The sequence below is a fragment of the Thermoclostridium stercorarium subsp. stercorarium DSM 8532 genome (assembly GCF_000331995.1).
GTDB classification, from domain to species: Bacteria; Bacillota; Clostridia; order DSM-8532; family DSM-8532; genus Thermoclostridium; species Thermoclostridium stercorarium.
The window spans coordinates 2,388,679-2,415,583 of the sequence record NC_020134.1 but is presented as its reverse complement, the minus strand read 5'-3'; the positions used below and the strand labels follow the sequence as shown (position 1 = coordinate 2,415,583).

Annotated in this window: 22 protein-coding genes and 1 pseudogene; 11 read left to right on the top strand and 12 right to left on the bottom strand. The window is 42.3% G+C overall.

Annotated features, from left to right (window positions below; all coding sequences use genetic code 11):
• Positions 1–15: 15 nt before the first annotated feature.
• From CST_RS10405 to CST_RS10375, 7 genes are read right to left on the bottom strand one after another with little or no spacing between them, the layout of a single operon-like run.
• Entirely contained in the window at positions 16–1,683 is a 1,668-nt protein-coding gene (locus CST_RS10405; RefSeq protein ID WP_015359863.1) for a sensor histidine kinase, read from the bottom strand.
• Complete coding sequence (locus CST_RS10400) at positions 1,684–2,352, bottom strand: winged helix-turn-helix domain-containing protein (RefSeq protein ID WP_015359862.1); 669 nt, start codon at positions 2,350–2,352, stop codon at positions 1,684–1,686.
• A complete protein-coding gene (gene phoU / locus CST_RS10395; RefSeq protein ID WP_015359861.1) occupies positions 2,349–3,002 on the bottom strand; it encodes a phosphate signaling complex protein PhoU in 654 nt (217 codons plus the stop codon). The genes CST_RS10400 and phoU overlap by 4 nt, the downstream gene beginning before the upstream one ends.
• The gene (pstB, locus tag CST_RS10390) at positions 3,002–3,751 is read right to left on the bottom strand and encodes a phosphate ABC transporter ATP-binding protein PstB (protein WP_015359860.1); all 750 of its coding nucleotides are present in this window, start codon (positions 3,749–3,751) and stop codon (positions 3,002–3,004) included. Before pstB ends, phoU begins: the two co-directional genes overlap by 1 nt.
• Positions 3,748–4,629, bottom strand: coding sequence for a phosphate ABC transporter permease PstA (gene pstA, locus CST_RS10385; RefSeq protein ID WP_015359859.1), 882 nt, complete (start codon positions 4,627–4,629; stop codon positions 3,748–3,750). Before pstA ends, pstB begins: the two co-directional genes overlap by 4 nt.
• A complete protein-coding gene (gene pstC, locus CST_RS10380) occupies positions 4,623–5,483 on the bottom strand; it encodes a phosphate ABC transporter permease subunit PstC (RefSeq protein ID WP_015359858.1) in 861 nt (286 codons plus the stop codon). Before pstC ends, pstA begins: the two co-directional genes overlap by 7 nt.
• 59 nt (positions 5,484–5,542) lie before the next feature.
• Positions 5,543–6,454 (bottom strand): substrate-binding domain-containing protein, encoded by a 912-nt coding sequence (locus CST_RS10375; protein WP_015359857.1) that lies wholly within the window; start codon positions 6,452–6,454, stop codon positions 5,543–5,545.
• Positions 6,455–6,804: 350 nt separating this feature from the next.
• Between CST_RS10375 and CST_RS10370 the strand changes: the two genes are divergently transcribed.
• The 10 genes and pseudogenes from CST_RS10370 to CST_RS10325 all read left to right on the top strand — a co-directional run bounded on the left by CST_RS10370 (position 6,805) and on the right by CST_RS10325 (position 21,580).
• On the top strand, positions 6,805–9,096 hold the full coding sequence (locus CST_RS10370) for a helix-turn-helix domain-containing protein (protein ID WP_015359856.1): 2,292 nt from the start codon (positions 6,805–6,807) through the stop codon (positions 9,094–9,096).
• Positions 9,097–9,299: 203 nt separating this feature from the next.
• Positions 9,300–10,253: an ABC transporter permease gene (locus tag CST_RS10365; protein ID WP_015359855.1), complete on the top strand. Its 954-nt coding sequence runs from the start codon at positions 9,300–9,302 to the stop codon at positions 10,251–10,253.
• 46 nt (positions 10,254–10,299) lie between these two features.
• On the top strand, positions 10,300–10,929 hold the full coding sequence (locus CST_RS10360) for a carbohydrate ABC transporter permease (protein ID WP_242823550.1): 630 nt from the start codon (positions 10,300–10,302) through the stop codon (positions 10,927–10,929).
• 228 nt (positions 10,930–11,157) lie between these two features.
• Entirely contained in the window at positions 11,158–12,654 is a 1,497-nt protein-coding gene (locus CST_RS10355; protein ID WP_015359853.1) for an extracellular solute-binding protein, read from the top strand.
• Positions 12,655–12,768: 114 nt separating this feature from the next.
• A pseudogene (locus CST_RS10350) lies at positions 12,769–14,490 on the top strand (glycoside hydrolase family 2 protein).
• 366 nt (positions 14,491–14,856) lie between these two features.
• A complete protein-coding gene (rpsO, locus tag CST_RS10345) occupies positions 14,857–15,120 on the top strand; it encodes a 30S ribosomal protein S15 (protein WP_015359852.1) in 264 nt (87 codons plus the stop codon).
• 255 nt (positions 15,121–15,375) lie between these two features.
• On the top strand, positions 15,376–17,460 hold the full coding sequence (locus CST_RS10340) for a polyribonucleotide nucleotidyltransferase (protein WP_041746671.1): 2,085 nt from the start codon (positions 15,376–15,378) through the stop codon (positions 17,458–17,460).
• Positions 17,461–17,554: 94 nt separating this feature from the next.
• Positions 17,555–18,988, top strand: a complete 1,434-nt coding sequence (gene glgA / locus CST_RS10335; RefSeq protein ID WP_015359850.1) for a glycogen synthase GlgA — start codon at positions 17,555–17,557, stop codon at positions 18,986–18,988.
• A 42-nt stretch (positions 18,989–19,030) separates the two neighbouring features.
• Complete coding sequence (nth, locus tag CST_RS10330) at positions 19,031–19,669, top strand: endonuclease III (protein WP_015359849.1); 639 nt, start codon at positions 19,031–19,033, stop codon at positions 19,667–19,669.
• Positions 19,670–19,807: 138 nt separating this feature from the next.
• Positions 19,808–21,580 carry a sensor domain-containing diguanylate cyclase gene (locus CST_RS10325; RefSeq protein ID WP_169316003.1) on the top strand — a complete coding sequence of 591 codons (1,773 nt, stop codon included), beginning with the start codon at positions 19,808–19,810 and terminating at the stop codon, positions 21,578–21,580.
• Here CST_RS10325 and CST_RS10320 read toward each other — a convergent pair.
• The 3 genes from CST_RS10320 to argJ form a co-directional block, all read right to left on the bottom strand.
• Complete coding sequence (locus CST_RS10320) at positions 21,569–22,297, bottom strand: hypothetical protein (RefSeq protein ID WP_015359847.1); 729 nt, start codon at positions 22,295–22,297, stop codon at positions 21,569–21,571. The genes CST_RS10325 and CST_RS10320 overlap by 12 nt on opposite strands.
• Positions 22,298–22,408: 111 nt before the next feature.
• On the bottom strand, positions 22,409–22,891 hold the full coding sequence (locus CST_RS10315) for a chemotaxis protein CheW (protein WP_015359846.1): 483 nt from the start codon (positions 22,889–22,891) through the stop codon (positions 22,409–22,411).
• Between the two features lie 236 nt (positions 22,892–23,127).
• Entirely contained in the window at positions 23,128–24,315 is a 1,188-nt protein-coding gene (gene argJ / locus CST_RS10310) for a bifunctional glutamate N-acetyltransferase/amino-acid acetyltransferase ArgJ (protein ID WP_015359845.1), read from the bottom strand.
• Positions 24,316–24,585: 270 nt separating this feature from the next.
• Between argJ and CST_RS10305 the strand changes: the two genes are divergently transcribed.
• Complete coding sequence (locus tag CST_RS10305; protein WP_015359843.1) at positions 24,586–25,413, top strand: purine-nucleoside phosphorylase; 828 nt, start codon at positions 24,586–24,588, stop codon at positions 25,411–25,413.
• Here the strand turns inward: CST_RS10305 and CST_RS10300 are convergent.
• Complete coding sequence (locus CST_RS10300) at positions 25,402–25,848, bottom strand: threonine/serine exporter family protein (RefSeq protein WP_015359842.1); 447 nt, start codon at positions 25,846–25,848, stop codon at positions 25,402–25,404. The two genes, CST_RS10305 and CST_RS10300, sit on opposite strands and share 12 nt — an antisense overlap.
• A 12-nt stretch (positions 25,849–25,860) precedes the next feature.
• The gene (locus CST_RS10295) at positions 25,861–26,616 is read right to left on the bottom strand and encodes a threonine/serine exporter family protein (RefSeq protein WP_015359841.1); all 756 of its coding nucleotides are present in this window, start codon (positions 26,614–26,616) and stop codon (positions 25,861–25,863) included.
• Positions 26,617–26,905 lie beyond the last annotated feature (289 nt).

Below are 26,905 nucleotides of genomic sequence, written 5' to 3'. Positions count from 1 at the left end.
CGGAAGGGGTACGGGTTACTGCGGAAAGGTGACGGCTACTGTTGTTCCCTTTCCGACATCACTTTGAAGATCGATTACGGCATTATGATATTTCGCCGCATGTTTTACAATTGACAGACCAAGACCTGTACCCCCTGTTTCCTTTGAATGGCTCTTGTCAACGCGGTAAAATCTTTCAAATATTCTCTGATGATGTTCTTTCGGTATGCCTATTCCAGTGTCTTCAACTTTAAGCACCGCTCCGCTGTTTGTCTTTTCTACCGTAACAATTACTCTTCCGCTGTTTTTATTGTAGTTTATGGCATTCTCCACAAGATTGTACACCAGCTCTTCAATCAGCCTGTAAACTCCCCTGATTACGACCGCGTCGCCTTTTACCGTTACCGAAACTTCTTTTTTTGCCGCAAGTTCACTGAGGCTTTTTGCTGCGTTTGCACAAATCTCAAGCAGGTTGATTTCTTCAAGGGGCAAATCATTTATTCCCTCGTCCAGCCTTGATATTTCTATAATATCCTCTATGAGTTTAAGGAGCCTTTTGGCTTCACAGTGTATGCGCCCGGCAAAAACAGGGATATCGTCGCTTTTTACCATATTGTTTTTAATAAGCTCGGCAAAGCCCGATATAACGGTTAGTGGTGACTTTAACTCGTGGGACACGTTCGCGGAAAATTCACGCCTGAAATTTTCAGCCATCTGTGCTTCGGTAACGTCATGAAGAATCATGATTGCTCCTTCGACTTTTCCTTCCTTTACTACGGGGTTTGCCCAAATTCTTATGCTCCTTTCGTGTTTCGTTATGATGCTCTCCGAAGGGGTACCTCCCATGGCTTTTTCAATGATAAGCTGGAAATCGTTGCTGCGGTTAAGAATTAATATGTTCTTTCCGTTGTAATCACCGGCCAAGCCGCCCAAAAGCTTTACGGCACTGGGGTTTATTGTAAGTACTCTTCCATGCCGGTCAAGTATGATAAGCCCTTCCGACATGTTGTTTATAATGGTTTCAAACTGTCTCTGCTGTTCCTTCGCTTCGGCTATCTGTCTGTCCAGATGGTTCCGCAAATAGCCGATCCTTAACAGTAACGGCGACAGTTCATCATATACGGAGCTTTCGGCGGGTTTGTCCAGGTTGATAGCATTTATCGGGGCAACAATCTGTTTTGACTGATTTACGGCCATAATCATTGACAGCACAATAACGAAAAGCGATATTAACACTATGTATGGCAATATGCTGAAATACGTTGAATATACAGTGTCAGTGGTGAACGAAAGGCGCAGTACCAAGCCGTTGTTAAGCCTGACGGCATAATAATAGGTTTGTTTGCCCAGCGTGCCGGACAAACGTACGGTTTCGCCCGTACCGGTATCCAGCGCCGATTTTACTTCGGGACGGTCCAAGTGTTTTTCCAGACTCCGGATGTCGGTCATGTTGTCAAACAATACCGTCCCGTCTCCGGCGATAACGGTTACACGGTTATTGACGTTGCGTGTCAGCTCGGTAAAATCGCTAATTTGCACGGCTTCACTGTTCAGTGATGAAGCAAGAAAAAAAGCCATATTCCTTAACTGCCGTTTCATAGTGCTGAAATTATAGTTGTACAGCACAATGCAAATCAGAAAGGATGTTATTAAAACGGCGGCAAAGGAGAGGACAACCATGTTTTTGAATATTTTTTTCTTCATTCATACTCCCATCCTGTATCCGATCCCGCGGACCGTTTCAATTTTTCTGCCATGCTCGCCGAGTTTTTTTCTCAGGGAACGGATATGTACGTCCAAAGTCCGGGTTTCGCAGTCAAAATCAAATCCCCATATTTTGTCCAGAAGCATGTCCCGCGTCAGCACAATACCGGCGTTGGACATTAAAAGGTAAAGCAGCTGAAATTCCTTCGATGTAAGCTTTATTTCATTATTGCCTGCCGTTACCATGTGTCTTCCGGTATCGATGGTTATATCCCCGACTTTTAATATGCTTTGGTCGGTCTTTGGTTCCACTCTTCTCAATACCGACTTTATCCGCGAGATAAGTTCCAGCACGCCGAACGGTTTCGTGATATAGTCGTCGGCGCCAAGGTCAAGACCTTGCACTATGTCAAACTCTGTCCCTTTTGCAGTGAGCATGATAACAGGAATGTCCTTTGTAACGGCGTTGTCTTTAAGCATTTTTAAAACCGTTAGTCCGTCGGTGCCCGGGAGCATTATATCCAGCAGGATCAAGGACGGAAGCTTCTTTTTAAGTTCCTCAAAAAAGTTTTTTGCGTCGGGGAAACCTTTGGCTTCAAATCCGCTTGTTTTAAGCGCATAAATGACCAGTTCCCTTATATTCGGATCATCTTCCACGCAGTAAATCATGCATCCCCTTCTCCTCTGTGCCTGCCTGTTATTGCAAACTCTACCCATTCGGCAATGTTTGTGGCGTGATCGCCAATCCTTTCAAAATACTTTGCTATCATAATAAGATCAATGGCATATTCCCCGTTTACCGTTTTGTTTTCAATCCTTTTTATCAGTTCATTCCTTACCCTTGTAAACAGTTCGTCAACGGCGTCGTCATAGTCTATCACTGCAACGGCAAGTTTCAAATCCCTGTTTACAAATGCGTCAATGCTCTGCGTTACCATTTTTATCGTGGCATTTGCCATGTCGCCTATATATAGTGTACCATTTTCAGCACGGATTTTTCCAATAATTATAATATCCGAAATATCCGCCGCCTGATCCCCGATTCTTTCCATGTCGGTTATCATTTTAAGGGCGGCTGAAATCAGCCTTAAATCACCGGCGACAGGCTGCTGCTGGAGAAGCAGCCGTAAACACAGGTTTTCGATTTCCCGTTCCTTTTGATCAATTTTCTCATCGATCATAATGGCTTTTTCAGCGAGCTCAAAATTTCCGGTCATAAGCGCTCCGGCAGAGTTTTCTATCGCTTCTTCACACAGGGCTCCCATTTGTATCAGTGCCTTGTTAAGGTTTTCAAGCTGTTCGTCGAATTTGCTCCTCATTACCCGAACCTCCCGGTAATATAGTCTTCGGTGCGTTTATCCTGAGGCATTGAGAAAAGCTTTTCGGTATAGTCGTATTCAATAAGCCTGCCGTTGAGAAAAAAGGCCGTTCTGTCTGACACCCGCAAAGCCTGCTGCATATTATGCGTTACTACAACAATTGTGTAATTTGTTTTCAGTTCGGAGATCAAATCTTCAATTTTAGCTGTCGAAACAGGGTCAAGGGCCGATGTGGGCTCATCCATCAGAAGAACCTCGGGGTTCACCGCCAGTGCCCTTGCAATGCAAATCCTCTGTTGCTGCCCGCCTGAAAGCCCAAGAGCGCTTTTTTTCAGCCTGTCCTTGACTTCATCCCATACGGCTGCTTTTCTGAGGGAGGTTTCAACAATTTCATCAAGCATGGCTTTTGACTTTATGCCATGCGTCCTTGGACCATAGGCTATATTGTCGTAGATGCTCATGGGAAAGGGGTTTGGTTTCTGAAATACCATTCCCACCCGTTTCCTGAGCATGTTTACGTCAATATCGCAGTAGATGTCCTCTCTGTCAAGCAGTACCCTTCCCGTTATGCTGCAGCTGGGAATTAAATCGTTCATCCGGTTGAGGGTTTTAAGAAGTGTTGATTTGCCGCATCCCGAAGGACCAATCAGTGCCGTTATTCTGTTGGCGGGTATAAGCATGTTTATGCCATACAGTGCCTGAAAGTTTCCGTAAAAGACATTCAGATTTTCTATTGTAACCTTAATCATGTCTTCTTTCCTTTCATGATTTTTTTTGCCAGTAAAGCCGATAGGCGGTTAATAAGAAGAACAATAACCAGAAGTACCGCTGCAGTTGCATAAGCCTGGTTTATATGAAGGCCTTCGCTTGCCAGGGCATACATGTGCAGCGACAGGGTACGCGCCGAGTCAAAAAGGAAATCCTTCCCTGAGGGTATTTCCGCAACGGTGCCTGCGGTATAAATTAGGGCGGCGGTTTCGCCGACTATTCTTCCTATGGCGAGAATGATCCCTGAAAGAATACCCGGAAAAGCAGCCGGAATGACAATGCTGAAAACCGTCCTGAATTTTCCCGCACCTAAAGCAAAACTGCCTTCACGGTAGGATTCGGGCACTGCCTTCAGGGCTTCTTCTGTGGTGCGGACAATCAGCGGAAGCACCATAACCGACACTGTAAAGACGCCCGATATAAGCGAAATACCCCATTTAAGGGTGGTAACAAAAAACAGAAACCCAAAAAGGCCGTATACAATGGAAGGAATGGCTGACAGTGTTTCAGTAGTAAGGCGGATTATTCCCACCGTTTTGTTTTCCCTTTTGGTGTATTCGACGAGATAGACCGCTGCAAATACACCGACAGGTACTGTGATTATCAGTGAAAAAAATACCATGATTATGGTGTTTACCAGCGCCGGTGTAACCGAGACATTAACAGAATTATATTCCCATGCGAAAAAATCGGCGGTTATATGCGGAATACCGTTATATAAAATATAACCGATTATGAAAATCAGAACCGATAATGTTATAAAGGCCGAACCGGTAACAAGCAGGCGTATGAGCAGAGCCCCCGGATTTCTCTTATAACGGCGTAATTTGTTTTTTATTTTTATATGAATGCCTACCATTGTTTATTTCCCCTTTTTAACAGCAGGAACAGTATATTAATAAGGAGGATGAAAACGAACAGCACGACACCTGAGGCAAAAAGGGCCTCACGGTGCAGCTCCGCCGCATATCCCATTTCGATGACTATATTTGCCGTTAAGGTTCTGATTCCTTTCAAAAGGCCGGCGGGCATTCTTGCCTGATTACCGGAAACCATAATGACAGCCATCGTTTCCCCGATGGCTCTTCCCGTGCCGAGAATGATTGAGGCTGTAATTCCGGATTTTGCCGCAGGAAGCACTGTGAAAAAAACGCTTCTTTCATGACTCGCGCCAAGAGCCAGGCTGCCTTCGTAAAAGCTTTCGGGCACCGCATTTATCGCTTCTGTACTTACGCTTATTATTGTCGGAAGAGTCATGATCCCGAGCAGTATTGATGCGGTCAGCATACTGTATCCGTTCCCGCCGAAAATGTTCCTTACCAGTGGTACCAAAGCCACAATACCGAAAAAACCGTATACCACTGACGGGATGCCCGCCAGAAGGTCAATTGCGGGTTTTAACAATTTCAAAACCCTGCCCGGGCAAAACTTTGCAAGAAATACCGCAGTGAAAACCCCCACAGGCGCCCCGATGATAATTGCTCCGGCAGTAACAATGATACTTCCGAGTATCATAGGCAAAACGCCGAAGGAAGGGGGAGTGTCACCCGGCTTCCATTCGGTTCCTGATAAAAATTCTTTCGCCCCGATTTTAACAATGGCGGGTATGCCGCTGCTGAAAAGAAAAAGGCAGATTAGCGCCACACATATGACTGATGTGCAGGCTGCCAGCATAAACAATATTTCATATACCTTTTCATGATTCTTTTTCATTTCGTCCCCCTGTGGTATTGTATGTGTTCGCATTGCTGAATACTTAAAAAGCATATTGCCTAATTCAGAACTTCATTCCAGCGCGTTATTTCTCCCGTATATATTGCTTTTATCTGGTCTGTTGTAAGGTTGTCCACCGGATTTTCGGTGTTAACGATAACCGCGATCCCGTCCATTGCTATAACTGTGGATACAAGGCCCTTTTCCAGTTCGCTTGCCTTAAGTTCTCTTGAAGCCATGCCAATGTCGCATGTCCTGTTTATTACCGCGTTTATTCCTGTGGAGGAATCGCTTAACTGAATTTCAATGTCCGCATCGGGATTGATTCTCTGATATGCTTCTTTAAGCTTTTCCATTACAGGAGCCACCGAAGACGAACCGGCCACGGTTATCTTTCCGGAAAGTCCGGAGTTTGTAAATTTTTCGCTGCCTGAGACAGGAATATAACGGTTTTCCTCAATAACTTTCTGCCCGTCTGAGCTAAGAATGAAACTGATAAAGTCTTCTGTTAAATCCGATATATTCCCTGCCGTTACGATGTTGAACGGACGTGATATTGTGTATGTACCGTTTTTAATGTTTTCAACCGTAGGCTCAATCCCGTTCACTTTAACCGCTTTAACCGTATCATTCAGAGAGCCTGAGGAAATATAACCTATTGCATACCGATTGTTCGCCACCGATGTCATTACGACTGACGTGCTGTTGGAGATTATGGCATCGGGTGTGGTAAGATCCTTTTTATTCCCGCTTTCGTCCTTTACTTCAATGCCCAGAAGTTCTGTAAAGGAATCTCTTGTGCCCGAACCGGTTTCGCGGGAAATGACGGTGATTTCCCTTGATGGATCAAAGACCGTTGTATTGCCGCTATTCACGGTAAAGTTCCTGACTTCCTCTTCCGTGACGGTACAGGCCGACGATATGGTTACAAAAAGTAGAAATGCGGTCGCTAATGGGAAATATTTTTTCATTTTCAGTTTTCCCCTTTCTTTTTGTTTTGCCTTAAGAATAAAGGGGAAATGTAAAAAGAATTTACATATGAATGTAAAATTTGTGTTAAGTCTTATAACGGTAAGGTCAGACATTAGATTATGAGCGGGGATTGGAATTCTTGACACTGATTTTAATAGTTTATATAATCTTGGTATAAAAGATCAACAGGTAAAATATTGTTCATAATTTTTACAAACTTTTGAACAGATTTGCCCTGGAAAAATCAGAACGGTAACATTTCGTATAAGATTAACTTGAAACAGGCAGGCTTATATAGTTTTGTTACATGAGTATGTTAATTTTTTTATAGTATTATCGAGGTTAATTTATGTTTTCTAATAAGCCTTTAATAGCAAAAAGTGTAAAATATTCCTGGTTGATTACATATGTTATTCTGTTTTTAATTCCGTTGTTGCTGTGTAATATACTTTTCGTATTGGTGGACGGCACAATCAAGGATCAGGTTGACAGGACCAATTATTTTGCACTGAAACAAATACAGCAGTATATGGATTCGGTAGTGGCAGACGCTGCACGAATTGCGTCAAGTCTTGCGTTTAATGACCGGGTGCAGGCAATTGCAACCTTTAAAGGCGACATTTCCCCGAAAGAACGCTATGATATTATCCTTCTTAACAGATCCATGCAAAGCAGCAATTATAAGTCTGAAATAGAAGAGGTTTATATCTACTTTAAAAGGATTGATACGGTTATAAGCAGCAAGCATGTGATGGATTCTGAAAAATTCTTTGATCTGTTTGCTGAAAGGTATGGAACCGATGCCGCCAAATGGATAAAAATCAACCAGGAAATGCACAGGGGCAGTTTTGTAAATATAACACCGCAAAACAAACAGCTGGCTTACATGTTCACTTACTCCATTAATCAGAATGCCGATGACGGTATAAACGTAGTCGTGATTATTAACCTGTCAAATTTTTATAAAATGATAGATGATTTAAGTATAATTAACAATGGAAACGTGGCCATTATCGATGAAAACAATCGGGTAATACTTACGTCAGATAATCTGGATTTGATGCCACTTCTTAAATTTGACGGTTTTCAGAATAATTCCCTGACTGAATATACATCATCAGACGGTAAAAGGCGGCAGGTTTCTTGCATTAATTCGAATATGCAGGGATGGAAGTATTTGTATATCATGCCCAAAGACGAATATTGGAAACAGTTAGGGGAATACAGGAAACTGGTTCTGAGCGGAATATCGTTTTCTCTGGTTGTAAGCTGTATTGTGGCCTTTTTGCTGTTTAAAAAGAATTATGAGCCTATTAAGAGGTTACTGAAATCGCTTAAAGGTCATAACGAAGAAGACAAGGGTATGATAAATGAATACAGGATTATACAGAACGCTATTCTGAGGTCACTGGATGACAAAAAGGAACTGGAGAAATGGAGAGCGTTTCAGAAAAAACTGTTAAGCGAGAGATACCTGAAGGAATTGTTAACAGGCAATGCGGCCGAGCAGACCGACAGAGATACGGCGGGTATTGAATTCGAGCATGACTGTTTTGCCGTTGCGGCGTTTTCGGCGGACATGGAAAAGCCGTCAACGGTGCTGAATTTGAATCTGCAGGAGGATATTGAGTTATTGCATTTTATAATAATGAATATTCTGGAGGAACTGCTGCAGGATATATGTAAGATCTACACCGTAAATTTTGATAATATAATATTCTGCTTGATGAATTTTAAAGAACAGGACGAAAAATATATGACAAAATTAAAGGATGCCGTCACGACTGTTCAGGAAACGGTAAAAGAACACTACAAGGTCAATCTTATTATTGCGATAGGGAATATCTATAACGGAAAGGATTTTATAAAACAGTCCTACAAGGAAACCAGGCAGTTGCTTGAGTTTGAGGAGATAGTAGGCGGAGAGGATATACTCGTATACAGCGAAGCGAAAAAATTCCTGTTAAATGAAAACAGTCATACGTATTTCTATCCGCCGGTCATGAAGGATGCGCTTGTGAATGCCGTTAAATCAGGACAGTATGAGAGAATTAAAAACATACTGGATGAATTATTCAATTATAACCTGAATAACCTTACTTTAAGCAAAAATATGGCACAGTGCTTCAAATGCGACATTATCGGCACGATAATAAACACGCTTAACAGTTTTATAAACAGTAACAGTCAGAAGTACCAGAGCGAAATCGACACAATAGAAAGGTTGATTCAGAGCAAAAATCTGAACAAGGTCAAGGAACAGCTTCTAATTGTGCTGAAGGACATATGCGAAAAGATTAATAATGAAAGAAAAGGGACGAGGCGTGCCGAAGATGAAATCATTAATTACATTAGGGAAAACTATATGGACGAAGAACTTAACGTCTCTACTATTGCCGACAGATTTGATTTACATCCCAATTATCTGTCAAGACTGTTTAAACAACAGGTAGGCATAGGCCTGCTGGATTATATCAATATGGTAAGAATAGAGGAGGCCAAAAAATTATTAAAATCCGAATACGGCAACCTTGAGACAATAGCCAGAAAAGTGGGGTATACGAATGTAAAAACATTTACGCGGGTATTTACAAAAACAGAGGGTATCACACCCGGAAAGTACAGGGAAAAGTTCAATTAATCAAAGGTATACAACCGGTTCCAACGGATTCAGATTTGCACAGGGACAAAATCTAACATTTTAGATTTTGTAACCCTTTTTTTATTCTGTCTATGGCTTTCGGTATACAGACCCAATAAACTATAAACCAGATGACAGAGCAGTTCCAAACTTTAAAACTGTTTAGTTCTGCTGAAAACAAAATAAAGGTAAGCGGTGGTAGTATGCTGTCAAAATCAAAGGCAAAACTTGCCGGTCAAAACAAATATACGTTCCGGCAAAGAGTGAAAAGGGATTTTGTTTTGAATAAATCCCTGTATCTGATGATTATACCGGTGGTTCTGTATTATGTTTTATTCTGTTACAAACCGCTGTACGGTGTGATCATTGCTTTTAAAAACTTCAGTCCAAATCTGGGAATTTTAAAAAGTCCGTGGATTGGTTTGAAACATTTCCGGGATTTTGTAAACAGTGTGTTTTTTCTGAGAACGGTGAAGAATACAATAGTTATAAACATTACAAACCTGATTTTCGGTTTCCCCGTTCCCATTATATTTGCCCTGTTACTTAATGAAATAAAAAACAGGTATTTTGCGCGGACGGTACAGACCGTTTCTTATCTTCCGCACTTCCTGTCAACGGTTGTTGTCTGCGGAATGATTATTGATTTTACCAGAGACACCGGTGTGATAAATGACATAATTGCACTGTTTGGCGGGACAAGGAAAACATTGCTGGGTTATCCCCAGTATTTTGTACCTGTCTATGTTATATCCGACATCTGGCAGGAGTTCGGATGGGGATCAATTATATTTCTTGCAGCATTGGCAGGAATAGATCAACAACTGTATGAAGCAGCAAAAATTGACGGCTGCAATAGATTTCAGCAGGTAATACATATTTCCGTACCGGGGATCATGCCGACAGTTGTGACCTTATTCATACTCAGGATTGGTAATATCATGAATTTGGGGTTTGAAAAAATAATCCTGTTATATAATCCTGCAATTTATGAAACGTCCGACGTTATTTCTTCCTTTGTCTACAGGAAAGGCCTTCAGGAATTCCGTTACGATTACAGTACGGCGGTTGGACTTTTCAATTCGGTGGTTAGTTTTGTCATGTTAATCTGTGCAAACAGGCTGAGCAGGAAATATAATGACATGAGCCTGTGGTAAGGGGGAGAACGGATATATCAACACTATAACACTGGTATTAGTTGGAGTGACGGTAAATATTATACTTACGTCCATCACGGCTTACTTCGTTTCAAGGAAAAATGTGATGTGGAACAGGCTGATGATGTTTTTGATTGTCATAACAATGTATTTTAACGGAGGGCTCATTCCCAATTATTTAAACATTAAGCAGTTGGGTCTGTATGATACCATCTGGGCGCTGATATTGCCCGGAGCAATCAGCAGTTATAACATGATTATAATGAGAACGGCGTTTTTGTCGGTGCCGGACAGCCTGGAAGAAGCGGCAAGAATAGACGGGGCGAACCATTTCACCATTCTTTTCAGAATATTATTTCCGTTAATAATGCCAACAGTGGCGGTCTTAATCCTGTATTATGCAGTAGGGCACTGGAATGGCTGGTTTAATGCAATGATATACCTGAAGTCCAGAACAAAATACCCGCTTCAGCTTATACTAAGGGAAATTCTTATTAACAATGACTCAAGCAGCATGGTGGCGACTGCAACCGGAGATACGGGCGACAAGCTCGCAATTTCCGAAACCGTCCGCTATGCAACCATAATTGTGGCAACACTGCCAATACTTTTTGTATACCCGTTTCTTCAGAAATATTTTGTAAAAGGCGTCATGATTGGAGCGGTTAAGGGCTGAATTAGACCGTTAACGTTTATCGGCTGAATGATAAACGTAGGAAATAAAATTTTAAGTTAAGGAGGAAATGTTATGAGAGGAAAGCTTATGAGAACGATAACGGTGGTAATAAGCTTTGTGCTGGCTATGACTTTACTGGCGGGGTGCTCGGATTAAACGGCGAAGACGCCTGCAGAAGGCAATGACGTTAACCAGACCCCGACGGTCGCTGAAAGTGCTGCAAGCGATTTGTCGAAAGAAGAAATAACTTATCCGGTTAAAGGCGGCGGAAAATTAACTTACTGGTTAAAACTGGACCCGAAGGTGTCTGCTTCGTCAAAAACCATTGCGGATACTGAATTTGCGAAGGAACTGGCAAAGCGAACGGGGATTGAAATTGAATGGGTTCATCCGACACAGGGGCAGGAACAGCAGCAGCTGAACCTGATGATAGCTTCCGGGGACATGGCTGATATAATTGATGCTCCATGGGGTACCTGGTATCCCGGCGGTGCTGAAAAGGCTTTACAGGATAACGTAATTCTTCCGCTGAATGATTTAATCGAGAAATATGCTCCCGATTATTTGAAAGTGTTGGAAACCGATCCTGAGAAGAATAAACAGGTAAGAACCGACGACGGAGTATTATATGGTTTTGCCTGCTTTAGGGGTGACGATATTAACACGGTATATGTCGCACCGCTTTTAAGAGGGGATTGGCTGAAGGAACTGGGGCTTTCCAGACCGACAACCGTTGCGGAATATGAGGAGGTTTTAAGGGCATTCAAGGAAAAGAAAGGTGCGACGGCTCCTTTCACCATAACAAAAAACCTTGACGAAAATTTCGTAGCCGGCGCTCTCGGCTTCAGCTTGAACTGGTATATTGACGACAACGGGAAAGTCGCATACGGAAGATTGCATCCGAATTATAAGGAATACCTTACCATTATGCACAGATGGTATGAAGAGGGATTGCTTGACAATAATTTTGCCACAAATGACGGAGATGCCATAAAAGCAAACATGTTGAACAGTACTTCGGGATTAACCATCGGTTTTCTTAGCGGTAATATGGGCACATGGATGAATGCGATGAAGGATAAGGATCCAAATTACGAACTGGTTGCTTCCCAGTATCCTACCTTGAACAAGGGAGAAAAGGTGAAATTCGCGCAAAAGGACTGGAAATTCAACGGATGGTCAACTGCAATAACCACATCATGCCAAAATCCCGAACTGGCGGCAAAATTCCTCAACTATGGCTATACGGAAGAGGGAGAAATGCTTTATAACTTTGGAATTGAAGGCGTAAGCTATGAAATGGTTAACGGGTATCCTACCTATACCGATGCGGTAATGAAGCATCCGACATTTTCGGTTGCGGAAGCCCTGTCTGTTTACACCAGAACTGCTTATGCCGACGGTCCGTTTATTCAGAGAAAGGAATATATTGAACAGGTCATGCAGTTACCGCAGCAGAAAGAGGCCTTGCAAATCCTTATCCAGGCCGATCCTTACCCGAACAAGTACCCGCCTGCGACAACCACTCCTGAAGAGGCCCAGGAACTGGCTACAATAGAAAGCGATATAAATACATATGTGGATGAAATGACGCTGAGGTTTATAATCGGCACCGAGCCGTTAAGCAATTTTGACAAGTTTGTTGAAACCGTGAAAAGCATGAATATTGACAGAGCGATTGAAATCAGGCAAAAATCGGTGGACAGATATAACAACCGCAAATGATAAATAACCGCAGGCATTTTTATACAAAAAAAGGGCTGACGTAAAACAATTGCGCCGGCCCCTCTTTTTGAATCAACCATACATATATTTTACGGGATTATTATAACATCCGTGATGTTTTATATCAAACCCAGGAGGTTATTTACGATGATAAGACTTTTTGAAAGGCATAAAAAAAGGCGATCGTTTACACTTGACGGCCTGTGGAAATTCAGGACCGATCCCGAAAGAAAAGGATTTGATGAAAAGTGGTTTGAATGCTTTCCCGAAGATTTCACCGAGGTATTCGTACCGTCCTGCTGGAATAATGAACTGGGGCTGTACGAATATGAAGGAACGGCATGGTACAGTAAAACCTTTTCGGTAAATAAGGAAAATGTGAAAATTGTTTTTCATGGCGTAACGGGATTTGCAGATGTATATCTTGACGGAAAACATTTGGGCAGTCATTATGGAAGCTTTACCCCGTTCAGTTTCAATGTAACGGGAATTTCTGAAGGTGAGCATACAATTGTTGTATGTGTCGACAATACTCATAATGACGCCGACACAATACCCCTTTCCACTGTGGACTGGTATCACTATGGCGGCATTATACGCAGTGTGGAAATCAACGAACTGGAAAATGTCTGGATAGAAAACTGCAAAATATATTATACACTTGATGACGATTTGAAAAGCGCAAGGCTCAATATGAAAGTCAGGCTTAAATCGGCAGACGGCGTCAAGCGTTCAGATACCCTGAGAATTTATATAAATGACAGCATAATATATGAAGCAGATGTTGAAATAATCGGTGAAAGCGAAATAACGGTAGAAAATCTTGAACTGAATGACGTTAAATTATGGGACACGGAAAATCCTTATCTTTACTATGTGAGGTTTGAAACGGAGGAAGACGATCTTACCGAAAGAATAGGTTTCAGAAAAATTGAAATTAAGAACAAAGTGCTGTATTTAAACAAAAAGAAGATATACCTTAAAGGAGTAAACCGCCACGAGGATCATCCCGACTGGGGGTTTGCCTTTCCGGTGAAATTGATGAAAAAGGATATAGATATAATTAAAAATTTGGGGTGCAATGCGATCAGGGGATCGCATTACCCGAATTCCGAAGCATTCCTTGATTACATGGATCAGGAAGGCCTGCTTTTCTGGGAAGAAATTCCCATGTGGGGTTTCCCTGAGTCGGTGTTGAAAAATCCTCTTGTTAAAGAAAGAGGATTAAAAATGCTGGAAGAAATGATAGAAAGAGATTATCACCATCCCTGCATTATAATATGGGGGCTGCATAATGAAATAGCTACTCATACAGAAGCCGGTTATAATATAACAAAGGCTTTTGCTTAAAAAGTCAGGAGCATGGACAATTCAAGGCTGATAACCTATGCATCATACCATCCGATGGACGATGTTTGTTTTACATTGGTGGATATAATTTCAATTAACCAGTATTTTGGATGGTATTACGGGGAAATTGAAACATGGGCGGGTTTCCTTGAGGATTTTAAAAGCAGGCTGAAGGGGCAAGGGCTCGAGGATAAGCCTATAATAGTGTCTGAATTCGGAGCGGCGGCGCTTTATGGTGAGGATACCTTCGAATGCATAAAATGGTCTGAAAACTATCAGGAAAAACTGTTAAATCACACATTAAAGCTGTTCCACGATGATCCGGATATTATCGGCTGTTACATATGGCAGTACTGCGATATAAGAACGGCTAAGGAAGTAGGGCTGACAAGGGCAAGGGGATTTAATAATAAGGGGCTTGTAAACGAATACAGAAAGCCAAAACTGGCATACTGGTCGGTGAAGAAAATATTTAAAAAGCAATAGGTCCGGACGGTCAAATATAAAAGCTGCCGGGCTGGGTTTTCTCAGAAGTTCTGTACGGCAGCTTTACCGTATTAAAGTTTTTTGCTGATTCCAGGCCGAAGTGTTATTTTTTAAGTATGAAAAAGGCTCATAAAGTGAGTGTTTTTGGGCATGGTTTGTTTAAGGAATCTTTGTTGTGCCGGGAGTAACATGATAAAATATAAATAGAAATGCTTAATACAAATACTGAATAAAAACCATCTTTACAGTTTACAGATTTTATGATACACTAATTCAGTATTTTAAAAAGACCATCAGCTCGGTTGTCGGAGGACTCCGGCCGGAGACTGGGCTGGCGGCGATACTTTGATGAAGGGAGTTGGGACGATGGACAATGTAATTAAGCAACAGATAATTGAAAAGTACCGGATTCACGAAACCGATACCGGATCTCCTGAAGTTCAGATTGCACTTCTGACCTATCGTATTAATAATTTAACCGAACACCTGAAGGTTCATAAGAAGGATTACCATTCAAGAAGAGGATTGCTGAAAATGGTAGGTCAAAGAAGGAGACTTCTGAATTACCTGATGAAGAAGGATATCAACCGGTATCGTGATATCATTGAAAAATTGGATTTGAGAAAGTAAAAAAAGCGGAGAATTTCCGCTTTTTTTGACTTTTCAGTATATCTCGCATGTTATAAAAATCTTTATATGTGAAATAATGTTAGATGTATTTTGCCACGTGGTGGCAGATGTTTGTTATATATAATAAAAAATAAAAACAATGATGTTGTGAACAGGTGGTGCAGAAGTTCAGAGAAGAGAGTTCCGGTTCCGGAATTTTCTTCCCTGATCTTTTCACCCCGTTCACAACATCAGGAAAGGATGTTGAGAGGAGATATGAAGAGAGAGTTTTCGATTGATGTAGCCGGAAGAAAGTTAACTGTAGAAGTCGGCCAGCTTGCGCAGTTCGCAAATGGCTCAGCTTTGGTAAGATACGGGGATACGGTGGTGCTGTCAACCGCTACAATGGCTCCGGAACCAAGGGAAGGAATAGATTTTTTCCCGCTCAATGTTGATTATGAAGAAAAACTGTATTCCGTCGGAAAAATCCCCGGTGGTTTTATTAAAAGAGAGGGTAAACCTTCAGACAGCGCAATACTTACCGCAAGGGTAATAGATCGCCAGATACGTCCAAGGTTTCCGAAGGATCTCAGAAACGATGTATCGGTAGTAAACATGGTGCTGTCGGTTGAACAGGATAATTCACCTGAATTTGCTGCAATTATTGGAACAATTGTGTCACTGTGCATTTCGGATATTCCGTTTAACGGGCCTATCGCAGGTGTGATTCTGGGACTTGTAGACGGTGAAGTGGTAATAAACCCGACGCTGGAACAGCGCAAGAAAAGCCGGATGTATGTAACTCTATCCGCCGACAGGGAAAAGATTGTGATGATAGAAGCGGGTGCGAATGAAGTCCCTGAAGATGTAATGATGCAGGCGATAAGGAAAGGCCATGAGGAAATAAGAAGGCTGATTGACTTTATCGACGGCATTGTAAAAGAGGTAGGAAAGGAAAAAATCACCTACGTTTCCATGGCAGTGCCTCAGGAAATCTATGATGAAGTTGAAAGCCTCTGTAAGGAAGAGTTAACCAATGCGCTCATGACTGCGGATAAGGCCGAACGGGAGAAAAATGTGGAAGAGATATCCAAGAAGGTCCACGAAACCCTTGACGAAAAATACCCTGAAGCGGTTACGCAGATTTCCGATGCGCTTTACAAGCTGCAAAGGAAGATTGTTCGTGATAAGTTACTGCATGAAAAGAAACGTGTGGACGGAAGAGGCCTGATGGATATAAGGCCGCTTCACGCCGAAGTGGGAATATTACCGAGGACGCACGGTTCGGCTCTGTTCCAGAGAGGACATACGCAGGTTCTTACAAACGTAACCCTTGGTCCCCTTGGAGACGTCCAGCTGCTGGACGGTGTGGATGTGGAAGAGACAAAGCGTTATATGCACCACTATAATTTCCCTGGTTTCAGTGTGGGCGAAGCAAAGCCTGCCCGCGGTCCCGGAAGAAGGGAAATCGGTCATGGTGCTCTTGCAGAGCGTGCCCTTGAGCCGGTTATTCCTCCGGAATCAGAATTCCCGTATGCAATCCGCCTTGTTTCTGAAGTTTTAATGTCTAACGGTTCGACTTCGCAGGCAAGTGTCTGCGGAAGCACTCTGGCCTTGATGGATGCGGGTGTACCCATCAGGGAGCCGGTTGCAGGAATATCCGCAGGGCTTGTTGTGGATGAGGAAAATCCGGATAATTTTATAACATTCATAGATATCCAGGGAATTGAAGACTTTTTCGGAGACATGGACTTCAAGGTGGCAGGAACGAAGAACGGCATTACCGCCATACAGGTGGATATAAAAGTTGACGGGCTTACTTATGAGATGGTAGAACAGGCTTTTGAAATTACGCGGCAGGGAAGGCTGAAGATACTGAATGACGTAATCCTGAAGGTAATAGACAAGCCAAGGGATCATCTGTCTCCTTATGCGCCGAAAGTGTTTACTACGACGATAGATATTGATAAAATCCGTGAGGTTATCGGGCCGGGCGGTAAGGTTATTCAACGTATTATCGCCGATACCGGCGTAAAAATAGACATTGAAGATGACGGAAAGGTTTATGTGTCCACGTCGGATGAAGAGGCAGGAAAGAGGGCAATTGAAATGATAGAGGGAATTGCGGGCGAAGTAAAAATTGGCCAGCAGTTCACCGGTAAGGTAACGCGTATCATGAATTTCGGCGCTCTCGTTGAGTTCCTCCCCGGAAAGGAAGGAATGGTGCACATTTCAAAACTGTCCAACAGACGTGTAAGGAAAGTGGAAGATGTTGTCAAGGTGGGAGACAGAATACCCGTTAAGGTAATAGCAATCGATAAGCAGGGAAGAGTAAATCTTTCAATGAAGGATTGCAAATAATTAATTTTGCATAAAAAGTCAAAAAAGAGACAACCTCATAAAAGAGGTTGTTTTTTTATTGTGTTGATTTTTTAACTATTTTCGGAGGAAAAGTATGGGGAAAAATCTGAAAGTGCTGTTTGTCTCTGCGGAAGTTGCGCCTTATGCTAAAACAGGCGGTCTTGCCGATGTGGCGGGTTCTCTTCCCGAAGTCCTTTCGGGGATGGGGATCGATATACGGGTTGTTTTTCCCGGATACAGGGGAATAGATGCCGAACAGGAGTATGTTGCCGACTTCCCTGTTACAATTGGAAACCGCCTTGAGACATGTATATTAAAGAGAATTAAGGATGCTCCGGTAACCACTTATACCGTCAATAATTACTGCTATTATTACAGGGACGGCATTTACATGCATCATGACGACGGGGAGAGATTTTCCTTTCTGTGCAGGGCAAGCCTTGATTTATGCAGGGCAATTGGTTTCAAACCCGATATAATTCACATGAACGACTGGCATTCCGGGCCGGTTGCGCTGTTGTTAAAGGAACAGTATAAACAAAGGGATTCTTTTTTCAGTAACATAAAAACTGTATTAACCATTCACAATCTTGAATATCAGGGCCATTTTGAAAAGGACATACTGTTTTTGCTGGGACTGCCCGAAGAGTTGTTCACGCCTGAAGGAGTGGAATTTTACGGCAAGTTTAACTTCCTGAAAGCCGGAATTCTTTACGCGGACAAGATTAACACCGTAAGCCCCACTTATTCCGAAGAGATTCTTACGCCCGAATACGGCGAAGGGCTGGAAGGGGTTTTATTCAACAGAAGAAAGGATCTTTGCGGAATACTTAACGGTATAAGCCATTCCCAGTTTAACCCTGAAACTGATGTCTATTTGAAGTATGGGTATAATGAAGAAAATTTAAGCGGAAAAAGGCGGAACAAGAGCCTGCTCCAGGCTGAACTCGGACTTCCCGTGGAAAATGTTCCGGTTGTGGGAGTGGTGCACCGGCTTGTGTTGCAGAAGGGCCTGGATTTGGTTATAAAAGCATTCGATAAAATGATGGAGTTGAGAATTCAGTTTATATTGCTGGGAACGGGAGATCCCAACCTGGAGAAATGTTTTGTGTCATTAATGCACAAATATCCCCGGCAGGTTGCAGTCAGAATAGAATTCAATGAGGAACTGGCGCACAAAATCTATTCGGGCAGTGATATTTTTCTTATGCCGTCAAGGTTCGAACCGTGCGGACTTGGACAAATGATAAGCCTGCGGTACGGTACAATACCGTTGGTGCGTGAAACCGGAGGGTTAAAAGACACGGTAATTGATATAGGCAGGGATTTGACAAGGGGAAACGGCTTTACTTTCAGCGAATATACCCCTTATGCCTTTTTAGGCGCGCTTCAAAGAGCGGTTGAGGTGTACAGAAACAAGCCCGGTTTGTGGCTTGCCATGGTGAAAAGGGGGCTGAAAACCGATTTTTCATGGGAAAATTCGGCAAAACAATATTTGAATATTTACAACAGCGCTTTAAGGGAGTAACATAATAACAAAAAAATTACTATAGATGAAAGGGTTGGACTGATGCCAAGCAAGGAAACGGTGAACAAAATCATAGAAGAACTGGAAAGACTATATCCCGATGCGGGATGCAGCCTTACATACAGTACGCCGCTACAGCTTCTGATAGCAACTCAACTGGCTGCCCAGTGTACCGATGAACGGGTTAATATTGTTACAAAGGAGCTGTTTAAAAAATATAAAACGGCGGAAGACTTTGCAAACGCAGATCTTAAGGCCCTTGAGCAGGACATACGCCCTACGGGATTTTACAGAAACAAGGCGAGGAATATAAAAGAATGCTGCAGAATGATAATTGAGAAATTTAACGGCGAAGTACCCGACAGTATGGAGAAATTGTTAATGCTTCCTGGGGTGGGACGCAAAACGGCCAATGTTATTCTTGGAAATATTTATAATATTCCGGGAATTGTTGTTGACACTCATGCAAAGCGCCTGTCCAACCGCATGGGGTTAACCAAAGAGGAAGATCCCGTAAAAATAGAATTTGACCTGATGAAAATTATCCCAAGGGAAAAATGGAGTAAGTTCTCAAATCAGCTGGTTTTCCATGGACGCGCGGTATGTAAGGCCAGAAAACCCGATTGCGAGGCGTGTTCCATAAGGCCGTATTGCGTTTACGGGCAGAAAACGTTAAAATAATTATGGAAGTAATTTTATTTATTAGAAATAAGCAAATTGTTGAACATATATGGTAAAATTAAATAAAAAGCCTGATACTTAAATTAAGAGATATAAAAAGACAGATTTAACAGACTTTAAGGTAAAATATATAATTTGATGAAATTGGGAGAAATACGGGTGTTAAAAAGGAAATACCGGATGATAAGCAATTTACCGGTTGAATTCACCAGATATGAGAAAGTTATCAGAAACTTTCTATGGGTGGCTGTACCTTTATTAGTTCTGTCAGATGTGTATGCAGGATGTGTCGAAAACGCTGCCGCATCCAGCTACGGCAAGATTGTCCTTCAGGTGGCGCTGTATGCAGCATTGATTACAACTAGCTTGTTGAAACTGAACTATATAAAGAAAAACAACCCGCTGTCGGGTAAAATATACAAAATTCTGAAGTACATTGATATTCTGTTGATTACATTGTTCGTAAGTACTCTCAGACATGGATTTTCATATTGCTTTATCACCGTGGTTCCGGTATTCAGCGTATGTATTACCGATGGTTTCGGGACATCAATGGGTTATATGATGTTTGCACTGGTAACTCAGATACTGTCCTTGTTGTTTGCGGATTTTATTCATCTCAACCGCATACCCGAGCTTGAGAGCTTCAATATATTAAATACCGTATTTCTTGTTATTTATGTTCTCGTATTCATTGCGTTGTTCAGAATTTTTGGGATACACAGCGAATTATACCGGTTAAAGGAAAAGGATAACCAGAAATTGGTTGCTGAACTGAAAAGAAAATATGTACAGCTTGAGCAGGCAAAGTTTGAAAAACAGGAACAATTTGAAAAGCTGAAAGAAATAAATTACCAGCTTGAGGATATGAATAAGAAACTGGCTTCAAGCCTTGCTGAATTTTTTACTTTGCAGCAGATTTCCCAGGCCATAGGCTCGATTTTTGACATGGATGAACTTTTAAAATTTGTGAATGACATTATTATAGGCGTCATGGGAGTGGCCACTTCCAACATAGCACTTTACAACAAGGAAGGGAACAGGCTGAAGGTACAGGTTACGAATATTTCCAACCCAAGGGAACGGGCAATACTCACGGACAATATAAATGTGCCTCCGTTGAGGGAGTGTGTCGATAAAGGCAGGACGATAATTGACAATGCGGTGGAACCTGAAAAGTACCCGTTTACAAAGGGCAGAAACGTTAAATCGCTTTTATGCGTGCCTTTACAGGTCAAAGGGAAGGGATACGGGCTTATACTTATTGAACATACAATTCCGAACGCATTCAGCGAAGACAATGTAAGGCTGCTTGAGGTTATAACCCAGCATATAAGCATTGCCATTGAAAACGCAAAACTGTATGAACAGTTGCAGGAATACGCAAACACTGACAGCCTGACGCAGGTTTATAACAGGTCGTATTTCCAGAAGAGGCTGCGTGAGGAAATAGCCCGTGCGAAGCAGCAAGGATACGAAGTATCGATTATATTTTTCGATGTTGATGATTTCAAAGTTTATAATGATACATACGGGCATCTGTTTGGTGACATGATACTGAAATCGATAGCATTGACGGTAAAGGAAGCCGTGAGGAAAGACGACGTTGTCGCGCGTTTCGGAGGGGAAGAATTTGTTGTGCTTCTTCCCCATACAGACAAGGAAACGGCTTATGAAAAAGCCGAAGAACTTCGCAGGAAAATATCCGAAATTGTGGTTTGCGATAAAAGTGACAATTCAGCCATATCGGTATCAGTAAGCATGGGTGTTTCCACTTTCCCAACGCTGGCACTGAACGAGATTGATCTTCTGAACAGTGCCGATGAAGCTCTGTATATGGCAAAGGCAATGGGAAAGAATCGCGTGGCCATGGCCAAATCATCAGACACCTGTCCGGTTTCAAAAGTCTGATCGGAGTTTTCCGTTCATAAGTAAAACTGCGCTTACGGTATTTTTGATTTTAAGTGATTTGGCCATACGCTTTATAATTCTTTTATACTTGGGGGTGTATTCGTGTTTCGGTATAAAGGCTGCGAACCTGTACATTTCCGGACCGTTTCCGATAAAAATTTCTATTCCTTTAATATCCTGGGTTCTGGTTATGTAAACATACTCCCACATTATACCGTTCATTCCGTGAAGTTTCAGCCGAGATTCGTTGAAATCGGTAAAAGTCATCGATGACAGTTTTTTTGAATTGTCAATAAACTCCTCAAAAGGCATGCTGAGATTCCAGACCTGAAAAAAACCAACCATTTTATTGTTTTTATGCTTAAAATTCAGATGAACAGTTATTTCATTACCCAGGTTTCTTATTTCTCCCATCCTTAGGGTTTCCGGGTACTGAAAAGTTATTTCGGAAAGGCCGTGACGCTTTATGGTTTCGGTTTTCAGTTTTTTCCCCAGAACCGATCCGGCCTGAATATACGGCTGGCTCGGTTCGGAGGCATAGACCGAAGACATTTCAAGGGGTTTCGGAAATCTTAACGACATCCTGTATCCGATATTAATCTCCACGCCGGTAATTAAAGCATCCATAATTGAGAGAATACCGGCAAAAACAAAAACCGCACACAGCAGGAGAAAAATAAGTTTTCTCTTTTTCCGGGTTAACACCAAAACATACATAAATACTCCCCACAGACCAACCGTCAACTTCACCGACGGTTACAGGAAAATATGCCTGTGTAAGTATATGCATGTTTGCCGATAAAAAGTATAAGACTTAAATTTTTTTATTCATTGCAAAACTTTGTTTTCATTTTTGCTGATGAACTCTCTGATTTCTGTCTCTTCGTCGGGAGAGAAAACGTTGGTCAGGTCTAAGACAATCATCAGCCTGTTTTCATCCAGTTTTACAACCTTTGATATAAACTTGCGATCAACGTTGGGCACCGAAGCAGGTGTATCCTCAATCCTTTCATCATCGATACGTATAATCTCATTGACAGAATCCACTGTAAAACCGACAAGTAAATCATTATGGTATACGGTGATTATTTTGCAGTTTTCGTCAAATTCCTTGTCCTGCATTCCAAGACGTTTCCTCAGATTGTAAACGGTCAGAACGCTTCCGCGGAGATTCATCAGCCCTTCTATATAAGCAGGGGCGTCAGGAACTTTGACCATTTCCTGCAGTTTTATTATTTCCCTTACCTGACTTATTTCCACACCAAATTCAGCATCTCCAACAGTAAATTTCACAAACTGACGGATTGCCATAAATTCTACCCCCTATGTAAATTACAATTGGTAGCAAAAAAACGACGGAAAATTGTTCTTTTAACATTTTATCAATAAGCGGGGGAATAAGCAACAAATATCTGGCATTGGAATGCTGTTTGCTTCCGGCGTTAAAGAAAACACCCGAACCGCCGCTTGTTAAGAGGTTTCGCGGGTACGACGTTCGGGTGTTTCCGGAGTTTTAAAAGGAAGGACTACCGATGCGCCTGCTCGCATTATGTTCTGTATGAGCCGTTTATTCTGACGTAATCGTATGAAAAATCACACGTCCACATTGTGTCTTCTGAGCTGCCTATTTTCAAATCCACTGTTATTTTTATTTCATCTTTCTTTAAAATTTCAAGGGCTTTTTCCTCGTCAAAATTAAGGCCGACGCCGTTTTGGCATACCAAAAGATCCCCTATCAGAATATCCACCAGATCAGGGTTGAAATCTGCGCCGGAGTACCCCGCGGCGGTAAGTATTCTTCCCCAGTTTGCATCCTGCCCAAACATCGCGGTTTTTACAAGTGGCGACTTGGCAATTGAACTGGTGATTTTATGAGCGGTTTCACAGTCGGGAGCGTTAACCACACGAATTTCAATCAGCTTTGTTGCACCTTCGCCGTCTTTAACAAGCATTTTTGACAACATGACCGCGGCTTTTTCCAAAGCATTTACAAAAGTTGCGTAATCGTTGTTTTCACATGATATTTCTTCATTTTCAGCCATGCCGTTCGCAAGAATGACTACCATGTCGCAAACACTGGTATCGCCGTCAACCGAAATGCGGTTAAAAGATTTATTTACAGCTTCCGTCAAGGCTTTTTGCAGCATTTCCTTTGAAATTGCGGCGTCGGTGAGAAAAACACCTATCATTGTTGCCATATTCGGATGGATCATTCCCGAGCCTTTAGCCATGCCGTACAGGGTAACATTTTTACCTGACAGGTTTATATCAAAGGAGATCTCTTTCGGATATGTATCGGTGGTCATTATGGCGCATGCTGCGTCGTGCGGACTGGTGCTGAGCATGCTGAAGGCTTTTTGAAGCCCGGATTCTATTTTCTCCATGGGAAGAGGAAAACCAATTACTCCGGTGGAACCAAGCAATACCTGTTCTTTGCCACACTTTGCGAGCCTTGCGGTTAAATCGGCCATACGCTCTGCGTCAGAATCACCTTTTTCGCCGACGCATGCATTGGCGTTGCCGCTGTTAATAACAACTGCCCTTATTTTGTTGCCCCTGATGTTTTTCATTGTCCATTTAAGGGAATGACCTTTTACGATGTTTTTTGTAAACACTCCGGCCGTATTGGCTTCAGATTCGGAAAGGATCAGCGCCAGGTCCTTTTTTCCGTCCTTTTTTATTCCGCAGGCTACTCCTGCTGATTTAAACCCTTTTGGAAGTTTAATTTCACCCATACCTACCTCCATAATGTTTAAAAATACATTAAATTTGTATAATTATACAACACATAGTGTTCGGACGTCAATGTATAACCGGGCAGTTTCGCAGTACCGTTGACAAACAAAGTTTATTAGGCTAATATTGTCATGGACTAATCCCATACTGCGCCGAACCGGCAAAAAGGCCGGCGCAGGTGAATGAAAAAATGCAACTAAAGCGCTTCAGCGTCGGTGTTTTTATATACAGGTTCGCATAAGCGCTCATTAAACAGAGGAGGCCCCCTAATGAGTAGTAATTATTACAATACGTTGAAACAGACATCTGATTATATTCGTCAGAAAATTCACAAAACCCCGTATATCGCCATTGTTTTGGGTTCAGGGCTTGGAAACCTGGCAAAGTATATGTCCAACGCCATTGAAATACCTTATGAGGAGATACCGAATTTTCCCAGGACTACGGTTGCAGGGCATGAAGGACGGTTAATTTTCGGCGAGCTGGGCGGAAGGGATATAGTCGCGATGAAAGGCAGATTTCATTATTATGAAGGATGGACGATGGAACAGGTAGTGTTTCCGATACGCGCATTTAAGCTTCTCGGCATTGAAAACCTGATATTGACTAATGCCGCCGGTGCGGTTAATACTCAGTTCAGGCCGGGAGATTTAATGCTCATTAAGGATCACATCGGTCTGTTCGCCGAAAACCCCTTAAGAGGGGAAAACATAGATGAATTGGGCCCACGTTTTCCCGACATGTCCCATGTGTATGACAGAGAACTTCTGGAAATGGCTGCGGAATGCGCAATGCGCATTCACTGTGACATAAGAAGGGGCATTTATGCATATACGAAAGGTCCGTCTTTTGAAACCCCGTCGGAAATCAGGGCACTTAAATATTTCGGTGCTGATGCCGTGGGAATGTCCACCGTTCCGGAAGCAATTGTCGCAAGGCATATGGGAATGAAGGTGCTGGGAATATCCTGCATAACAAATATGGCGGCAGGGGTATTGGAGCAGCCGTTGAACCACGAAGAAGTTCTTGAAACCGGAAAAAGGGTTGAGGAGAAATTTGCCGCCCTTGTCACCGAAATAGTCAAATCATGGCCCTGACGGTTCTTTTCTTGTTCTTTTGGCTCGGTTTATTTTTCTGAAGACTGCCGAGACCGTCATAATACCGAAAGCAATCAGACAGGCTTTGGCTATAGCAGCTACGCCGTAGGATGTTGCGGCGGTATAGTCTTTTTCGGCGATGAGCTGAATTGTGCGGTATGCATCAACTCCGGGAACCAATGGAATGATACCGGGTATCAGAAATATTGTGGCCGGAGTTTTTCTTACTCTGGCCATTAATTCACTGTAAACCGATACTGCAGCGGTACCGAGGAAAACAGCCATCAGTGCGGCGTTTGGGAACATGGCCATAAGCCTGTCATTGATAAGCATTCCTATAGTGCCCGACAGGCCCGCCCATATCAGGTTTTTTCTGTCGGTGTTAAGTGATATTGCATGGCATAATGTGGCGAAAAAGGAAAGAAAAACTCTCATAAAAACCTCCGTTCAGATTATATAGTGAGCTGTCGAAATGGCAAGCCATACTCCCATTCCAAGGGCCAGTACTGTCAGGAATGCTTCACCCAGCCTGGTAAGCCCGCTTATCGTATCAATGGCGAGAAGATCCCTGATGCCGTTGGTCATTGCCACGCCGGGAAGGAACATGATAATAGATGAAATTATAATGATATAGGCATTGCTGTTTGGAATGAAGAATTCCGAGATCATGCTTATGAAACCGCTGAAAAAACCGATTACGAAATATATCAAAAACGGGAAATATCCCGATTTCACCATGAAAAGGTTAAGCAAATAAAGCAGCCCGCCTATTGCAAATGCGATAATCCCGTCTGTTAAACCACCCTCGAAAATAAGGGCATAGGCAAAAGACGCTACGGTTGACGCAATGAGCTGCAGTGGTACGGGATAGTATTTCAGAGCCTTTATTTCTTCAAGCTCTTTTTTCGCTTCTTCGTAAGGCAACGGGTGAGATGATATTTTTCGTGAAAAGGAATTTATGCGGTCTATCTTCGTTAGGTCCAGCGTACGAACCTTTATTCTGCGTACCGATGTTTCGGATTCATGCCCGGAAGAATATACAGTTAAAAAAATACCCGTCGGAAGCACAATGGTTTCACAGGAATGCCCATAGGCGTTGCAAATTCTTGTTATGCTCTCCTCAACCCGGTATGTTTCAGCGCCGTTACGCAGCAGAATTTCACCTGCTTCCATGGCTATCTCCAGTACTTCATGGAGTTTCATATTCCAACCTCTTTCGTGAGTCTTGTTCGCGCGTAAATAATTATATCATTTAGCTTCAATGCTGTATAAGGCTAATTGTCAATTTCAGACTCCAAATTATGCATTTTAGCAAAGCCGGAATTTATTTTATTACTGCCGAATGAGACCGAAGTGAATGAAAGGGTGTTTTATGATAAAATCTTGATTGATTACTGAAAATAAAAGTCTGCTGACTGAATTTAGCTGTAAATTGTCTTGTATTAAACTGATTACAAATGATATAATGAGTTGTCAAAAATAAAAATAAATT

Excerpts from the sequence above, each read along its gene's own strand:
- CST_RS10340 (WP_041746671.1), top strand. The coding sequence starts at position 15,376 with ATGAAGAGAGAGTTTTCGATTGATGTAGCCGGAAGAAAGTTAACTGTA.
- CST_RS10405 (WP_015359863.1), bottom strand. The coding sequence starts at position 1,683 with ATGAAGAAAAAAATATTCAAAAACATGGTTGTCCTCTCCTTTGCCGCC.
- glgA (WP_015359850.1), top strand. The coding sequence starts at position 17,555 with ATGGGGAAAAATCTGAAAGTGCTGTTTGTCTCTGCGGAAGTTGCGCCT.
- CST_RS10400 (WP_015359862.1), bottom strand. The coding sequence starts at position 2,352 with ATGATTTACTGCGTGGAAGATGATCCGAATATAAGGGAACTGGTCATT.
- CST_RS10295 (WP_015359841.1), bottom strand. The coding sequence starts at position 26,616 with ATGAAACTCCATGAAGTACTGGAGATAGCCATGGAAGCAGGTGAAATT.
- CST_RS10370 (WP_015359856.1), top strand. The coding sequence starts at position 6,805 with ATGTTTTCTAATAAGCCTTTAATAGCAAAAAGTGTAAAATATTCCTGG.
- phoU (WP_015359861.1), bottom strand. The coding sequence starts at position 3,002 with ATGAGGAGCAAATTCGACGAACAGCTTGAAAACCTTAACAAGGCACTG.
- pstB (WP_015359860.1), bottom strand. The coding sequence starts at position 3,751 with ATGATTAAGGTTACAATAGAAAATCTGAATGTCTTTTACGGAAACTTT.
- CST_RS10320 (WP_015359847.1), bottom strand. The coding sequence starts at position 22,297 with ATGTATGTTTTGGTGTTAACCCGGAAAAAGAGAAAACTTATTTTTCTC.
- CST_RS10375 (WP_015359857.1), bottom strand. The coding sequence starts at position 6,454 with ATGAAAAAATATTTCCCATTAGCGACCGCATTTCTACTTTTTGTAACC.
- pstA (WP_015359859.1), bottom strand. The coding sequence starts at position 4,629 with ATGGTAGGCATTCATATAAAAATAAAAAACAAATTACGCCGTTATAAG.
- CST_RS10365 (WP_015359855.1), top strand. The coding sequence starts at position 9,300 with ATGCTGTCAAAATCAAAGGCAAAACTTGCCGGTCAAAACAAATATACG.
- nth (WP_015359849.1), top strand. The coding sequence starts at position 19,031 with ATGCCAAGCAAGGAAACGGTGAACAAAATCATAGAAGAACTGGAAAGA.
- CST_RS10300 (WP_015359842.1), bottom strand. The coding sequence starts at position 25,848 with ATGAGAGTTTTTCTTTCCTTTTTCGCCACATTATGCCATGCAATATCA.
- argJ (WP_015359845.1), bottom strand. The coding sequence starts at position 24,315 with ATGGGTGAAATTAAACTTCCAAAAGGGTTTAAATCAGCAGGAGTAGCC.
- CST_RS10305 (WP_015359843.1), top strand. The coding sequence starts at position 24,586 with ATGAGTAGTAATTATTACAATACGTTGAAACAGACATCTGATTATATT.
- rpsO (WP_015359852.1), top strand. The coding sequence starts at position 14,857 with ATGGACAATGTAATTAAGCAACAGATAATTGAAAAGTACCGGATTCAC.
- CST_RS10315 (WP_015359846.1), bottom strand. The coding sequence starts at position 22,891 with ATGGCAATCCGTCAGTTTGTGAAATTTACTGTTGGAGATGCTGAATTT.
- pstC (WP_015359858.1), bottom strand. The coding sequence starts at position 5,483 with ATGAAAAAGAATCATGAAAAGGTATATGAAATATTGTTTATGCTGGCA.
- CST_RS10325 (WP_169316003.1), top strand. The coding sequence starts at position 19,808 with ATGAAATTGGGAGAAATACGGGTGTTAAAAAGGAAATACCGGATGATA.